This is a genomic window from Mycolicibacterium sp. XJ2546, from assembly GCF_053483195.1.
Window position 1 is genome coordinate 15,504 of the sequence record NZ_JBEFRW010000018.1, and the last position, 15,442, is coordinate 30,945.

General features: G+C 68.2%; 11 protein-coding genes. 6 read left to right on the plus strand and 5 right to left on the minus strand.

All coding sequences use genetic code 11. The annotated features are described in order from the left end of the window. Together ABQE44_RS22185 and ABQE44_RS22190 are read left to right on the plus strand one after the other, a co-directional pair. Positions 1 to 384, plus strand: a complete 384-nt coding sequence (locus tag ABQE44_RS22185; RefSeq protein WP_448394913.1) for a DUF3817 domain-containing protein — start codon at positions 1 to 3, stop codon at positions 382 to 384. 12 nt (positions 385 to 396) lie between these two features. Beyond that, positions 397 to 1,290, plus strand: a complete 894-nt coding sequence (locus ABQE44_RS22190; RefSeq protein ID WP_448394912.1) for a tetratricopeptide repeat protein — start codon at positions 397 to 399, stop codon at positions 1,288 to 1,290. A 105-nt stretch (positions 1,291 to 1,395) separates the two neighbouring features. On the opposite strand, the gene glgB is transcribed toward ABQE44_RS22190, so the two are convergent. Next, positions 1,396 to 3,603, minus strand: a complete 2,208-nt coding sequence (gene glgB, locus ABQE44_RS22195) for a 1,4-alpha-glucan branching protein GlgB (protein ID WP_448394911.1) — start codon at positions 3,601 to 3,603, stop codon at positions 1,396 to 1,398. 5 nt (positions 3,604 to 3,608) lie between these two features. Then, the gene (locus ABQE44_RS22200; protein ID WP_448394910.1) at positions 3,609 to 5,696 is read right to left on the minus strand and encodes an alpha-1,4-glucan--maltose-1-phosphate maltosyltransferase; all 2,088 of its coding nucleotides are present in this window, start codon (positions 5,694 to 5,696) and stop codon (positions 3,609 to 3,611) included. A gap of 158 nt (positions 5,697 to 5,854) precedes the next feature. On the opposite strand from ABQE44_RS22200, the gene ABQE44_RS22205 reads away from it, so the two are divergent. The 3 genes from ABQE44_RS22205 (at position 5,855) to ABQE44_RS22215 (ending at position 10,212) form a co-directional block, all read left to right on the plus strand. Beyond that, the gene (locus ABQE44_RS22205) at positions 5,855 to 8,494 is read left to right on the plus strand and encodes a glycosyltransferase family 1 protein (RefSeq protein ID WP_448394909.1); all 2,640 of its coding nucleotides are present in this window, start codon (positions 5,855 to 5,857) and stop codon (positions 8,492 to 8,494) included. After that, positions 8,491 to 9,339, plus strand: a complete 849-nt coding sequence (locus ABQE44_RS22210; RefSeq protein ID WP_448431937.1) for a Vgb family protein — start codon at positions 8,491 to 8,493, stop codon at positions 9,337 to 9,339. The genes ABQE44_RS22205 and ABQE44_RS22210 overlap by 4 nt, the downstream gene beginning before the upstream one ends. A 108-nt stretch (positions 9,340 to 9,447) precedes the next feature. Beyond that, complete coding sequence (locus ABQE44_RS22215; RefSeq protein WP_448394907.1) at positions 9,448 to 10,212, plus strand: MspA family porin; 765 nt, start codon at positions 9,448 to 9,450, stop codon at positions 10,210 to 10,212. A 30-nt stretch (positions 10,213 to 10,242) separates the two neighbouring features. Here ABQE44_RS22215 and ABQE44_RS22220 read toward each other — a convergent pair whose 3' ends face one another. The 3 genes from ABQE44_RS22220 to ABQE44_RS22230 form a co-directional block, all read right to left on the minus strand. Then, entirely contained in the window at positions 10,243 to 11,682 is a 1,440-nt protein-coding gene (locus tag ABQE44_RS22220) for a neutral zinc metallopeptidase (RefSeq protein ID WP_448394906.1), read from the minus strand. Positions 11,683 to 11,767: 85 nt separating this feature from the next. Continuing rightward, complete coding sequence (locus ABQE44_RS22225) at positions 11,768 to 13,690, minus strand: ATP-dependent DNA helicase (protein WP_448431939.1); 1,923 nt, start codon at positions 13,688 to 13,690, stop codon at positions 11,768 to 11,770. Positions 13,691 to 13,740: 50 nt separating this feature from the next. After that, positions 13,741 to 15,081 carry a nicotinate phosphoribosyltransferase gene (locus tag ABQE44_RS22230; protein WP_448431941.1) on the minus strand — a complete coding sequence of 447 codons (1,341 nt, stop codon included), beginning with the start codon at positions 15,079 to 15,081 and terminating at the stop codon, positions 13,741 to 13,743. Positions 15,082 to 15,135: 54 nt separating this feature from the next. Between ABQE44_RS22230 and clpS the strand changes: the two genes are divergently transcribed. Then, entirely contained in the window at positions 15,136 to 15,438 is a 303-nt protein-coding gene (gene clpS / locus ABQE44_RS22235) for an ATP-dependent Clp protease adapter ClpS (RefSeq protein WP_448394903.1), read from the plus strand. The last annotated feature ends 4 nt before the right edge of the window (positions 15,439 to 15,442 follow it).

Genomic DNA, 15,442 nt, shown 5'->3' on the forward strand with positions numbered 1-15,442 from the left:
ATGGCGGCCATGACCCGTGCCCTCGATCCTCGGTCCGTCGCTCGATGGTTCCGATTGGTCGCCCTGCTTGAGGCAATCAGCTGGGCCGGACTGCTGATCGGGATGTATTTCAAGTACCTGGGCACGCCTCGGACCGAGATCGGGGTCAAGGTGTTCGGCGCGGCGCACGGGGCGATCTTCGTGGCCTTTGTTGCGGTCGCCTTGCTGGCCGGACTGGTGTTCAAATGGGCGTACGGCACCTGGTTGCTGGCGGCGTTGTCGAGCATTCTGCCGATGTGCAGTGTGATCTTCGTCATATGGGCCGATCGCACCGGGCGGATCGGCGTCGGCGCGGTCGCCGGGCCCGTTGCCCAGCCGGGCCTGACCGCACCCGAATCGACGTGACAAACTTGTAGCGTGACTCGTCCTCGACCTTCAATTGCGGCCTCGATGGCCGGTGCGGTTGACCTGTCAGCGCTCAAGCAGCGGGCGTCCGCGGGTGACGGTGGTTCGGCAGCCCCATCGGGTGGGGTAGAGATCACCGAGGCCAACCTCGAAGCAGAAGTTCTGGCCCGCTCCGGGCAGGTGCCCGTCGTCGTGTTGTTGTGGTCGCCGCGCAGCGACGCCAGCATCCAGTTGGGTGATGCGCTTGCCAACCTCTCGTCGACCGACGGCGGTAAGTGGGCGCTGGCGACGGTCAACGTCGACACGGTTCCGCGGGTGGCGCAGATGTTTGGCGTGCAGGCCGTCCCGACGGTCGTGGCCTTTGGCGCCGGCCAACCGTTGTCGAGCTTTCAGGGCGTGCAACCGCCCGAGCAGCTGCGGCAGTGGATCGATTCACTGCTGAACGCGGTCGCCGGCAAGCTCCCCGGCGGTGATGATCCCGACCAACCCGAACAGGTCGATCCCGAACTCGCGCAGGCGCGCGCGCACCTCGACGCCGGTGACTTCGACGCGGCAGGCAAGGCCTATCAGGCGATCTTGGACGCCAACCCAGCCCATGCCGAGGCCAAGGGCGCGGTGCGCCAGATCGGCTTTCTTCAGCGGGCGACTACGCGTGCCCCCGGCGCGATCGTCGCCGCCGATGCCCAGCCGGACGACATCGAGTTGGCGTTGGCGGCCGCCGACGTCGAGATCCTGCAGCAGAACGTCGGTGCGGCCTTCGACCGGTTGGTCGGGTTGGTCAAGCGCACCGCCGGTGAGGACCGCGCCAAGGTCCGCACGCGGCTCGTCGAGCTGTTCGAGCTGTTCGACGCCGCCGACCCCGAGGTGATCGCGGGCCGGCGCAAGCTCGCCAACGCGCTCTACTAGCTCCGCGCACCTGGCGCCGAGGGCACCCAGCTTCCGCCGAGATCGACGAAATGGCGGAATTTACTCGCACATTTCCGCCCGTTTGTGCCTTTGGGCGTGAATGTGTCAGGCCGGTTCGAACCAGAGGGCGGCCAGCGGCGGTAGCACCATGACCGCCGACGCGGGGCGGCCGTGCCACGGCTCGTCGGTCGCTTCGACCGCACCGTAGTTGCCGATCCCGGCGCCGTTGTAGATGTCGGCGTCGGTGTTGAGCACCTCGCGCCACGTGCCCGTGTGCGGCAGGCCCAGCCGGTAGCGGGTGTGCTCGGCGCCGGAGAAGTTGAAGACGCACGCCATCACGGAGCCGTCATCGCCGTAGCGCAAGAAGCTCAGCACGTTGTTGGCCGAGTCGTTGGCGTCGATCCAGGAATAGCCCTCGGGGCTGGTATCGCGCGACCACAGCGCCCGCCTGCTGCCGTAGATGGCGTTCATGTCCTGCACCATGCGCTGGATGCCCGTCGAGTAGCTGTTCTCGTCGAGCTGATACCAGTCGACGCCACGTTCCTCCGACCACTCGGCACGCTGGCCGAAATCCTGGCCCATGAACAACAGCTGCTTGCCCGGATGCGCCCACTGGTAGGCCAGCAGGCCGCGCAGCCCGGCCGCCTTGACGTGGTCGTTGCCGGGCATCCTGCCCCACAGTGTGCCCTTGCCGTGCACCACCTCGTCGTGGCTGACCGGCAGCACGTAGTTCTCGCTGAACGCATACAGCATCGAGAACGTGATCTCGTGGTGATGATAGCTGCGGTGGATCGGGTCGCGCTTGACGAACTCCAGGGTGTCGTTCATCCAGCCCATGTTCCACTTCATCGAGAACCCAAGGCCGCCAAGATTTGTCGCTCTGGTGACGCCCGGCCACGACGTCGACTCCTCGGCGACGGTGACGATGCCGGGTGCCCCCTTGTGCAGGGTCGCATTCATCTCCTGCAGGAACTGCACGGCTTCGAGGTTCTCCCGGCCACCGTAGATGTTCGGCGTCCAGCCGCCCTCGGGACGCGAATAATCCAGGTACAGCATGGAGGCGACCGCGTCGACGCGCAGACCGTCGATGTGGAACTCCTGGCACCAGTACAGCGCGTTGGCCACCAAAAAGTTGCGCACCTCGGCGCGGCCGAAGTCGAATACGTAAGTGCCCCAGTCGAGTTGCTCGCCGCGACGCGGATCGGAGTGCTCGTATAGCGCTGTCCCGTCGAAGCGGCCCAGCGCCCACGCGTCCTTGGGGAAGTGGGCGGGCACCCAGTCCATGATCACGCCGATGCCGGCCTGGTGGAGGGTGTCGACGAGGAAGCGGAACTCGTCGGGGGTGCCCAGCCGCGACGTCGGCGCGTAATACGACGTCACCTGGTAACCCCACGAGCCGCCGAACGGATGTTCGGCCACCGGCATCAACTCGACATGGGTGAAGCCTTGTGCCACCACGTATTCGGTGAGCTGCTCGGCCAGCTCGCGATAGCTCAGCCCGGGCCGCCACGACATGAGGTGCACCTCGTAGGTGCTCATCGGCTCGAACACCGGGTTGAGATCGGCCCGCCGGTCCATCCATTCGCCGTCGCGCCAGCGGTACTCGCTGTGCGTCACCTTCGACGCCGTCTGCGGCGGCACCTCGGTGGCGAACGCCATCGGATCGGCGCGGTCGCTGACCGAGCCGTCGGCGCCGTGGATCCGGAACTTGTACAGGCCCCCGATCTCGAAACCGGGCCAGAACAATTCCCACACACCGGTGGAGCCCAGCACCCGCAACTGAGCCTCCGTGCCGTCCCAGTGGTTGAAGTCACCAATCAGGCTGACACCTTTGGCATTCGGCGCCCACACCGCGAACGAGACCCCGTCGACCACACCGTCGGGCGTGGTGAAGCTGCGCGGGTGGGCGCCCAGCACCTCCCACAGCCGCTCGTGGCGGCCCTCGGCGAACAGGTGCAAGTCGATCTCGCCGAGCGTGGGCAAGAACCGGTAGGCGTCGGCCACGGTGTGGCGATGGGTCTTGCCGTCCTGGCCGGCGTAGCTGACCTCGAGGCGGTAGTCGACCAGGTCGGTGAACGGCAGCGCCACCGCGAACAATCCGGCCTCGATATGGGTGAACGGATACCGCGCGTCGCCGATCAGCGCGACCACCTCCAGCGCGTGCGGCCGGTAGGCCCGGATGACGGTGTGGTCGTCGTACTCGTGGGCGCCGAGAACCGAATGCGGATCGTGATGGTCGCCGGACAGCAGCCGGTTGAGGTCGGCGGTGTGTGGCCTCAGATGGGGGCTGGTGAGTGGATTGGTCTGCGTCATGTCGGTCACTCCCTACGCAGCAGGTTCAGTCGGTGCTCCGGCGCAACCTGAGGCATGTTGAGCACGTGCGCCACGGCTCTGGCCGGATCGATACGGACGTAATTCGCTTGGCCCCACTGGTATTCCTCGCCGGTGATCTCGTCGCGCACCCAGAACCGGTCGTAGGGTTCCATACCCAGCGCGGCCATGTCGAGCCACAAGGTGGTCTCTTCGACGCCGAACGGGTTGAGTGTCACCACCACCAGCACCTGGTCGCCGGTTGCGGGGTCGAACTTGCTGTACGCCAGCAGCGCATCGTTGTCGGGGTGGTGGAACTTGATGGTGCGCAGCTGGTGCAGCGCCGGGTGGACGCGCCGAATCTCGTTGAGCTGAGTCAAAAACGGCTCCAGCGATTCGCTGTCGGCCACCGCGGCCTCGAAGTCGCGCGGCCGAAGTTCGTACTTCTCGGAGTTCAGATATTCTTCGCTGCCCTCGCGCACGGCCCGATGCTCGAACAGCTCATAGCCCGAATACACCCCCCATGACGAGCTCATCGTCGCCGCCAGCACCGCCCGGATCGCGAACATGCCGGGCCCGCCGTGTTGCAGGCTCTCATGCAGGATGTCGGGGGTGTTGACGAACAGGTTGGGCCGCGCATAGTCGGCGTGCTCGGCGATCTGCTCGCCGAATTCGGTCAGCTCCCACTTCGCCGTGCGCCAGGTGAAGTACGTATAAGACTGGGTGAAGCCGAGTTTGGCCAGCCCGTACAACCGGGCCGGGCGGGTGAAGGCCTCGGACAAGAACAGCACGTCGGGGTCGTCGTTCTTCACTTCGCCGATCAGCCAGGCCCAGAAGTCCGGCGGCTTGGTGTGCGGGTTGTCGACGCGAAACACCTTCACGCCGTGTGAAATCCAGTACCGCACGACGCGCAGCACTTCCTGGTACAGCCCGGCCGGATCGTTGTCGAAGTTCAGCGGGTAGATGTCCTGGTACTTCTTGGGCGGGTTCTCCGCGTAGGCGATGGTCCCGTCGGGTAAAACGGTGAACCACTCGGGATGCTCACGCGCCCAGGGATGATCGGGCGCGGTCTGCAACGCCAGGTCCAGCGCGACCTCCATACCCTCGTCACGGGCGGCGGCGACGAAATCGTCGAAATCGGAGATGGTGCCCAGCCTCGGGTGCACGGCGTCGTGGCCGCCCTCGTCGCTGCCGATCGCCCACGGTGAGCCGACGTCGTTGGGCGCCGCGGTGACGCTGTTGTTGCGGCCCTTGCGGTGCACTTTGCCGATCGGGTGGATCGGCGGCAGATACACCACGTCGAACCCCATCCGCGCGATCCGCGACAGCGCCTTGGTGGCGGTGGCGAACGTGCCGTGTACGGGGTTGCCGCTGGCGTCCCACCCGCCCGTCGACCGCGGAAACATCTCATACCAGGCGCTGAACCTCGCCAGGGGGCGGTCGACCCACACGCCGTACTGCTCGCCGCGGGTGACCAGTTCGCGCAGCGGATAGCGCGATAACAACTCGTCCACCTCGGGGGACAGCGCCGCACCCGCACGGGCGAACGGATCGCCGGGTTCCCGCAGCCGGGCCGCCGCGTCGATCAGCGGAAACCGATCCTGGCGGGGCACCCCGGCGGCGGCGCGCTCCAACAGAGTGGCGCCGACCAACAGGTCATTGGACAGTTCGGCCTCGCTCTGCCCGGCGTCCAGCTTCGCGGTCACGTTCTTGCGCCACGTCGAAATGGGGTCGCCCCACCCGTCGACCCGGAACGTCCACAGACCGACCGCGTCGGGGGTGAACTGACCGTGCAACACGTCCGGCGTCGTGCCCGTCGACATGGGCAGCCGCTGCGGTTTGATTCGTGAGGCTCCGGTGACGACCTCCTCGATCGGCACGGCTTCGGCCGCCCGCACCAAACCGGGTGGGTCCTCGACCAGCTTCGGGTAGCCGCGGCCGTGGTAGCGCACGACCAGCGTGGCCGCGACGGCGTCGTGGCCCTCGCGCCACACCGTCGCCGTCACCGGCACGATTTCGCCGATGACGGCCTTGGCCGGGTACCGACCGCCGGAAATGACAGGTGCGACGTCGTCGATTGCGATCCGACCGGCCACCCCACCACTCCTTAACGTTGTCGCGGCCCTGTGCCTAACAGCCTCGTGAGAACCCTCTGCCGCCCTATACCCACCGTAATGCGCGGCCCAACCCCTCGCGCCGAAGCGAACAGGGTTCCCAGCTGCGCCGGTGTGACAGATCAGTAAGGTTGTCTCGCGTGAAAGCCCTGAGACGGTTCACCGTGCGCGCCCACCTCCCCGATCGGATGGCCGCGCTCGAACGGCTGTCCATCAACCTGCGCTGGACGTGGGACAAACCCACGCAGGACCTGTTCGCCACCATCGACGAGGATCTGTGGCGGCAGGTCGGCTGCGACCCGGTCGCCCTGCTGGGGCAGGTGAGCCCGAAGCGCCTCGATGAGCTGGCGGTCGACGAATCGTTTCTGGGTCGCCTCGACGGGCTCGTCGCCGATCTCGACGACTACCTGACCCGCCCGCTGTGGTATCAGCAGCAGCTTGACCACGGCGCCGAACTACCCCACGGCATCGCCTACTTCTCGATGGAGTTCGGGGTGGCCGAGGTGCTGCCGAACTACTCCGGCGGCCTGGGCATCCTGGCCGGTGACCATCTCAAGTCAGCCTCCGACCTGGGCCTGCCCCTGGTCGCGGTGGGGCTGCTGTACCGCTCGGGCTACTTCCGTCAGTCGTTGACCGCCGACGGCTGGCAGCACGAGAGCTACCCGTCACTGGATCCGCAGGGCCTTCCGCTTCGACAGCTCACCGACCGCAGCGGCAGGCCGGTGCTCGTGGACGTGGCGATGCCCGAGCAAAACCAGCTGCGCGCACGGATCTGGGTCGCTCAGGTGGGCCGAATTCCCTTGCTGCTGTTGGATTCCGACATTCCGGAAAACGACCACCGGCTACGCGGGGTGACCGACCGGCTCTACGGCGGCGACCAGGAACACCGAATCAAGCAGGAGATCCTGGCCGGCATTGGCGGGGTGCGCGCGATCCGGGCGTTCATCGAAATGGAGGGCCGCCCCTCTCCCGAGGTGTTCCACATGAACGAGGGACATGCGGGCTTCCTCGGTGTCGAGCGCATCCGGGAGCTCGTCGACGCCGGGCTGGACTTCGACACCGCGTTGACGGTGGTGCGCTCGTCGACGGTGTTCACCACCCACACGCCGGTGCCCGCGGGCATCGACCGGTTTCCGGTGGAAATGGTCAGGCGCTACTTCGGCGGTGGCGCCGATGCGCCCGCGCACGACGGGCAGCCGGCCGGTGGTCCGCCCTCGCGGCTGCTGCCCGGGGTCCCGCTGGACCGCATCGTCGCGTTCGGCGCCGAAGAGGACCCGGCGAAATTCAACATGGCCCACATGGGTCTACGGCTGGCCCAGCGGGCCAACGGTGTATCGCTGCTGCACGGCAAGGTCAGCCGCCACATGTTCAACGCGCTGTGGCCGGGGTTCGACCCCACCGAGGTGCCGATCGGCTCGATCACCAACGGCGTGCACGCCCCGACGTGGGCGGCGCCGCAGTGGCTGGAGTTGGGTCGCGAACTGATCGGCGCCGGCTCGCGTGGTGAGCCCGCGGTGTGGGAGCCCGAGGTGTGGGAGCGGCTGCATCAGGTCGATCCCGGCCATATGTGGTGGATCCGCTCGCAACTGCGCAATCAGCTGGTCGAGGACGTGCGGGTGCGGCTGCGCCGGTCGTGGGCCGAACGCGGCGCAGCCGATGCCGAACTCGGTTGGATCGCAACGGCGTTCGACCCGGAAGTGCTGACCATCGGGTTCGCCCGGCGGGTTCCCACGTACAAGCGGCTGACGCTCATGCTGCGCGACCCCGAACGCCTGGAACGGTTGCTGCTCGACGAGCAGCGGCCGATCCAGCTGATCGTGGCGGGCAAGTCCCACCCCGCCGACGAGGGCGGCAAGGCGCTGATCCAGCAGGTGGTCAAGTTCGCCGACCGGCCCGAGGTGCGGCACCGCATCGCCTTTCTGCCCGATTACGACATGTCGATGGCCCGCCAGCTGTACTGGGGATGCGATGTATGGCTGAACAATCCGCTGCGGCCGCTGGAGGCGTGCGGCACCTCGGGGATGAAGAGTGCGCTCAACGGCGGGCTCAACCTGTCGATCCGCGACGGCTGGTGGGACGAGTGGTACGACGGCGAAAACGGTTGGGAGATCCCGACTGCCAACGGCCTCGCCGACGAAGAGCGACGCGATGACCTCGAGGCGGCCGCGCTCTACGATCTGCTCGAGCAATCGGTGGCGCCGAAGTTCTACGACCGCAACGAGCACGGCATCCCGATGCGGTGGGTGGAGATGGTGCGGCACACGCTGATCGCACTCGGACCGAAGGTGTTGGCGTCGCGCATGGTTCGCGACTACACCGAGAAGTATTACGCGCCCGCCGCCCAATCCTTGCGTAAGACAGTGCAACCCAACTCCAACGGTGAACCGTTCGGTGCGGCCTGCGACCTCGCGGCCTACCGGCGGCGCGCCCAGGACGCCTGGCCGAAAATCCAGATCACCGATGTCGACAGCTCCGGGCTGCCCGACACCCCGCTGCTCGGGTCCGAGCTCACGTTGACCGCGAAGGTGCAACTCGCCGACCTGCGACCCGATGAGGTGACCGTGCAGGCGGTGCTGGGTCGCGTCGACGCCAGCAACACCCTGGTGGATCCGGTGACCGTGCCGATGCAGCACACCGGCACGGCCGACGGTGGCAATGCGATCTTTTCGACGACGACGCCGCTGCCGGCCGCCGGTCCGGTCGGATACACGGTGCGGGTGCTGCCCCACCACCCGCTGCTGGCCGGCGACAACGAACTCGGCCTCGTCACCTCCGCATGACGGGTGCGCTGAAGGTCCCGCTCGACGGGGGGCCCTACGCACTGGCTCTCGGCGCCGACGGTGCGCTGTGGGTGACGCTGGTGCACGCAGGCGCGATCGCGCGGGTGACGACCACAGGTGAGGTCGCGGTGTTCCCCGTCGACGTGCAGAGTCGCCCGTCGCTCATCACCGCGGGTGCCGACGGCGCGTTGTGGTTCACCCGCGCCGGCGACCACCGTATCGGCCGGATCACCACGGCGGGGGAGTTGAGCGCGGTTGCGCTCGGCGAGGACCGCGGCCCCTACGGCATCACCGTGGGACCCGACGAAGCGCTGTGGTTCACCGCGATGGCCTCCGGTGAGGTCGGCCGGATCTCGCTCGACGGGCAGGTGACCGATCGCCATGCGGTCGGCGGCGCGCCGGCGATGATCACGACCGGACCCGACGACGCGTTGTGGTTCACCCTCAACCAGGCCAACGCGATCGGTCGGCTGTCGCCGCCGGATGGCCTGACCGTGCGCGAATTGCCCACTGCTGCAGCGGGTCCGGTGGGAATCGCCGCAACGCACGATGACGCGGTGTGGTTCACCGAGATCCGCGCCGAGAAACTCGGCCGCATCCCGCTTGACGACGCGATCCAGGAGATCGACCTGCCCGGTAAACCACACGCGGTGGTGGCCGATCCCGACGACGGCGTGTGGGTGAGCCTGTGGGGGTCGCATCAGATCGCCAGGGTCAGTGGCGACGGCGAGATCGTCGTCATCGACCTCCCGCAGGGTAGCGAGCCGCACGGGCTGGCGATCGGCCCCGACGGCGCACCGTGGGTCGCGCTGGAGGCCGGCTACGTGTTGCGGATGCCGACCTGAGACCTGTGCCGCGCAATTATCCGGACACTCGTACAGCAGCCGCGGCGGCCCAGGTAGGTTGCCCTCCAGTGCGTCAATTACCGCGACGCGTGGCGAAGGACTTCAGCAGTGACGGTTGGACATGGGTTGCGGGGCGCCATCACCTTCCTGGCGATCAGCGGGCTGCTCGGAGGGCTGGCAGCTGCCACGGCGTCGGCCGAACCGGCGATCGAGCCCGTCGTCGACGTGGCGCCCGCCGCACCGCCACCAGAGGGCGCACTCGCACCTGACGCGCCACGGCCGCACGACGACGGTGCGGTCGCATCCACGCCGCCGGTGGTGAAGGAGGCTCCCGACGGTTGGCGTCTGGAACTGGGCGCCAGGGACGAGACCCAGGCCCCGGTTCCTCCGCTGACGACGGCGCTGTCGTCGCGCGAGTACGTGGTCGGCGGCACCTACACCGGCAAGCTGAGCGGTCCCGACGACGGCAGCACTCCGGGGGGCACCCTCGAGGTCGGCTACGAGATCGGCTGCGGCATCGACATGAGCACGTCCAACGGCGTCTCGCTGACCGGCACCGCGGGCATCAACCCGTCGCTGGGAATTCTGGGCATCGACGCCGCCGGACCGGTGGAGCTCGGGGTATTGCCCAGCGTCGGCGGCAATATCGGCGGCGGTATCACCGTCGGCCTCAAACCCGGTCTGATCAACGTGGTTCCGGTGACGAAAAAGGAGTTCACCGGCGCCGAGCCGTGGGTGATGGTGAGCGACTTCCGGGTCAAGATCGACGGCTGCGTCGGCGAGTCGTTCATCCGCTCGTATGCGTTCTTGACTCGCTCCACCGAGATGTCGGAGGCGATCGTCGCCTGGTACGGCGTGACCAAACACATTTAGCGGCTCAGCTCAGCCGCGAGCAACCCGCTGTCATGAGAAGCGTTTGAAGCAGCGGTCCTGATCGCCGAGCACCCCGATGCGGAACGCGTCGATCCGGGAAAACCCGGATGGCACCGACTCACCGTTGACATCGCTGGCGACCAAGCCGTTGGTGAGGATGCCCGACACCGCCTCGTCGACGTCGCCCGCGGTCAGCGCGACGGTGTTGCCGTCGGGCGTGGTGACCGACTTCGACAGCATCGTGGTGGCCACACCGGTCAGACAGGCGGTGCGCAGCGCAGCCTCGGCGTCGTCGAGCGCGACGCCGCCGCGCTGGTGCTGGATCGCCTGCATGTAGCGCGACACCAGCACCGAGTAGGCGGTGTTGTCGCCGGTGGCCAGCCCGACACCGCCGCTGGTGACGTCTAACGTGCCCATCCGGGCCAGCTCGTCGAGGTCGACGGCGATGGTGTTGGTGGCCGGGCAGTACGCCACCGGCGGGCTCGGTCGGGTGCCGGGACAGTCGGCGACCGCAAAGCTCAGCCGCGGCGGATCGGCGGGCTCGAAGAGAATGTTCAGCACGTCAATGATGGCGCGCACCGAGGTCTCGCTGACTTCCCACTCGCCCGTCTCGTTTTCGTCGAGCAGCACGGGCAGATCGCCTCGGCGCTGGCCGATTTCGCGCATGTCGATCGAGGCGCATGCGGCCGCGCCGTCGGTGAAGCCGAACTGGAACGCCGAGAGCCGTTCGAACGCCGAGCCGTGCGCGTCGACCCCGGCGTCCGGGTCGGTCTCGCTCATCAGCGGATCGCGGAACGCGATCACCGCGGCCAGCACGTTGTTGAGGCCTTCGCCGGTGGACAGCGTGAACCGCGGCGAGTGGTCCTCGGCCACCCAGCGCATGTAGACCCCGGCCAGGCAGTCGGCTTGCTGTTCGGCGACCAAGGTGGGGGTGATATCGCCGACCATCTTGGCCTGTCGCTGCACGGCGTGGCCGTACTCGTGGGCGAGCACCATCGTGACGCCCATGTCGCCGTAGGCGTGCTGCAGGTCGGGCAGCAGTTCGCCGCGGTCCCAGCCGATGGTCTGGTCGTCGTGGCAGAAGCCGGCGTTGACCAGGCCGTAGGTGTCGCCGCCGCAGAACTCGATGCTGTCGAATCCGTTGGCGTCCCAGGAGATCAGGGCCTTCACCCGGCGGAACGCGCCGCCGAGCGGCTCGCGGTAGGCGTCGGACCAGAATTCCTCGATGTCGCTGACGGCCTGGCGGGCCAGTTCGTCGACGTCGCCGCCGTCGGTGCCGTGGACCTTGCGGGTCGGTTCGGCGGCGTCGGGCCGCAGCCCGGTCGGTCCGTCGGTCGCCGGCATACCCGCGACGCGGAACGGGTCGGCGAACACCGAGACGGGTTGGCCCTGCAATGTCGCCGTACATGCCGCGACGAGCAGCGCCGACGCCGCAGCGAGCACGGCGCCCACCAGGTGTCGTCGACCCATGGGAATACCTAATACGCCCAAAGGGACATTTGGGCGTAAAAGTGCGAGTGAATTTCGTTAATACATCGATCTCGGCGCAAGAGGGTCAGGCACCGCGCAGCCGCTGCAACGCCTGGCGCACCCGCATCGGATCGGTCGTGGCCCAGAACGGCGGCAGCGACGCGCGCAGGTAGCTGCTGTAGCGCGCCGTGGCCATCCGCGAGTCGAGCACCGCGACGACGCCGCGGTCCTCCACAGTGCGCAGCAATCGGCCCGCGCCCTGAGCCAACAGCAGAGCCGCGTGACTGGCGGCGATGGCCATGAACCCGTTGCCGCCGCGGGCCGCCACCGCACGCTGACGCGCGGTGAGCAACGGATCGTCGGGCCGCGGAAACGGGATGCGGTCGATGAGCACCAGCGACAGCGACGGGCCCGGCACGTCGACGCCCTGCCACAACGACAACGTGCCGAACAGCGACGTCTCGGGATCCTCGGCGAACCGCTTCACCAGCGCCGACGTGGTGTCCTCACCCTGGCACAGCACCGGGGTGTCGAGGCGCTCGCGCATGATCTCGGCGGCGGCCTTGGCCGCCCGCATCGACGAGAACAGGCCCAGCGTGCGCCCGCCCGCTGCGGTCACCAGCGCCGCGATCTCCTCGAGTTGTTCGGCTGAACCAGTCCCGTCGCGTCCTGGCGGCGGCAGATGCGCGGCGACGTAGAGAATGCCCGACTTGGCGTGCTCGAACGGCGACCCGACGTCGATACCGCGCCACTTGGTGTCCTCGCCGAGCCCCCAGGCCGCGGCCATCGCGTCGAATGTGCCGCCGATGGTCAGCGTCGCCGACGTCAACACGGTCGTCGAATGCTCGAACAGCCTGCCGCGCAACAACCCTGCCACCGACAGCGGCGCCACCCGCAGCACCGCGCGCACGTTGCCGCGGTTGTCCTCGTGGTCCAGCCAAACCACGTCGGTGCGGTCAGGGATGGCCGGCACGAACGAGTCGAGGATGCGCGACGCAGTGTCGGCGACGTCGGTCAGTGCGGTGGCGGCCTCCGCGCGCGCCGACGCGGCCTTCGGGTCGGCCGGGCTGGTGTCGATCGCCGAACGCACTCCGTGGGCGGCGTCGCGGAGCGCGGTCAGATAGGTTGCCAACTCGTCGTCCAGCATGTCGATGCGCCCAGGCGTGGCGTCGTGGATCACCGACGTGATCGTCGCGGTCGCCGCCTCCAGCCGTTGTGCGAGTTCGGCATCGACGAGGCGCGCCGCGCGGCGCTGCGCCACCCCGAGCGACGTGGCCGACAGCTCACCGGTGGCCACCGACGTCACCCGGTCGACCAGTTCGTGCGCCTCGTCGACGACCAGCAGGCGGTGCTCGGGCAGCACGGCCGCATCGGAGATCGCGTCGATGGCCAGCAGCGCGTGGTTGGTGACAACGACATCGGCGTGCCCGGCTTTGTCGCGGGCCCGCTCGGAAAAGCAGTCGGTGCCGAACGGGCACCGCGACACCCCGATGCACTCCCGCGCCGACACACTGACCTGCGACCACGATCGGTCCGGAACCCCCGGGGTCAGCTCGTCGCGATCACCGGTGTCGGTGTTCGACGACCACGCGATCAGCCGCTGTACATCCCGGCCCAACGCGCTGGCGGCCATCGGCTCGAACAGCTCCTCCTGCGGCCGGTCTTCGGGTTCGGCCGCAGCCGACCCGTTGTGAATCTTGTTCAGGCACAGGTAGTTTCCCCGGCCCTTCAACAACGCGAACCCCGGGGCGCGTGGCAGCACGTCAGCCAGCGACTCTGCCAGCCGCGGCAGGTCGCGGTCCACCAGTTGGCGTTGCAGCGCGATGGTCGCCGTCGACACCACGACCGGTTCCTCGATCTCGAGGGCCCGCGCGATCGCGGGCACCAGATAGGCCAACGACTTGCCGGTGCCCGTTCCGGCCTGCACCGCCAGGTGCTCACCGGTGGCAAAGGCGCGCGCCACCGCCTCGGCCATCTCGATCTGACCGCTGCGCTGGCTGCCGCCCAACGAGGCGACCGCTGTGGCCAGCAGGTCCGTGACGTCTGCCGTGGTGCCTCCTAAGTTACGCGCGAAACCATGCGGGTCGGGATCGCCGGTTCACCGCGGGACAGCGCCAGACCGTGCCACGGCAACCTTTCCAGCCCGGCGCGGACCCGGTCGCGCGCCGTCTCCAGCCTGAGGTCGCCGACCGGTTCGCCGTCGCGCACCAGCGCCTCGGTGAGCGGCCGCTCGACCAGCCCCCGCTCGTCTGCGGGCGGCTGTCCGTACAGGTGCACGACCTCCTCGACGACGGTGCCGGTGGTCTTGGCCAGCCGCGTCGCCTGTTTGCGTCCGCCGTGGGATTCCTTGTGGCTGCTGCGCTTCTCCACCGGCATCCCATCGACCTCGACGAGCTTGTACACCATGCCTGCGGTCGGTGCGCCCGATCCGGTCACCAGCGAGGTGCCGACGCCGAACATGTCCACGGGTTCGGCGCGCAGTGCGGCGATGCCGAACTCGTCGAGATCGCCGGAGACCACGATGCGGGTCCGGTGCGCGCCGAGCCGGTCGAGTTGCTCGCGGACCTGACGCGCCAGCACCCCCAGGTCGCCGGAGTCGATGCGGACCGCACCGAGTTCGGGCCCGGCTACCTCGACGGCGTTGGCTACGCCGGTGGTGATGTCGTAGGTGTCGACCAGCAGCGTGGTGCCCACGCCGAGCGCCTCGACCTGCGCCGCAAACGCCGCCTTCTCCCATTTGGATGTTCTTCGCCCGAGAGGCTCATCACCAGGCCCCGCTGCTTCGCTGTACAGCAGCGTGAACGCGTGCGCGCTGGTGCCGGCGGCGGGCACCCCGTAGACGCGCTGCGCCTCGAGGTTGGACGAGGCGCTGAACCCCGCGAGGTAGGCGGCCCGCGCGGCGGCGACGGCGGCTTGCTCATGCGTGCGCCGTGAACCCATCTCGATCAGCGAGCGCCCCTGTGCCGCCGACACCATGCGCGCGGCCGCCGACGCGATTGCGCTGTCGTGGTTGAAGATCGACAGCGCAAGGGTTTCCAGGACCACGCACTCGCCGAATGTGCCGTGCACGGACAGCACCGGCGAGCCCGGGAAATACAGCTCGCCCTCGCCGTACCCGTCGATGTCGCCGCGGAACCGGTAGTCGGCGAGGTAGGCCAGCGTCTCGGGGTCGCAGAAGTCCGAAAGCGCCGCGAGCGCGGCGTCGTCGAACGTGAACTGCGCCAACGACTGCACGAACCGGGCGGTACCGGCGACCACGCCGTAGCGGCGGCCCTCGGGCAGACGTCGGGCGAAAACCTCGAAGGTCGTCCGCCGGCGCGCAGTGCCGTCGCGCAGGGCGGCCGCGAGCATCGTCAGCTCGTACTTGTCGGTAAACAACGCCACAGCCGGCCGGGTCACACCGCAACCGTAGTAGTTAAAGGCCCTCGATATGCCCCGGCTATCCTGAAGAACATGGTTACGCCGGCCAAGGCTCGACCGGGAACCCGCGAGGAGCGTGACGTCGCCACGCACGAGGCGGCCGACGTCCCTTGGGTGACGATCGTCTGGGACGACCCGGTCAACCTGATGACCTATGTGACGTACGTTCTCCAGAAGCTGTTCGGCTACAGCGAGCCGCACGCGACCAAACTCATGCTGCAAGTGCACAACGAAGGTAAGGCCGTGGTGTCGGCGGGCAGCCGTGAGTCGATGGAGGTCGATGTGTCCAAACTCCATGCCGCCGGCTTGTGGGCGACCATGCAACAGGACCGCTGACAGA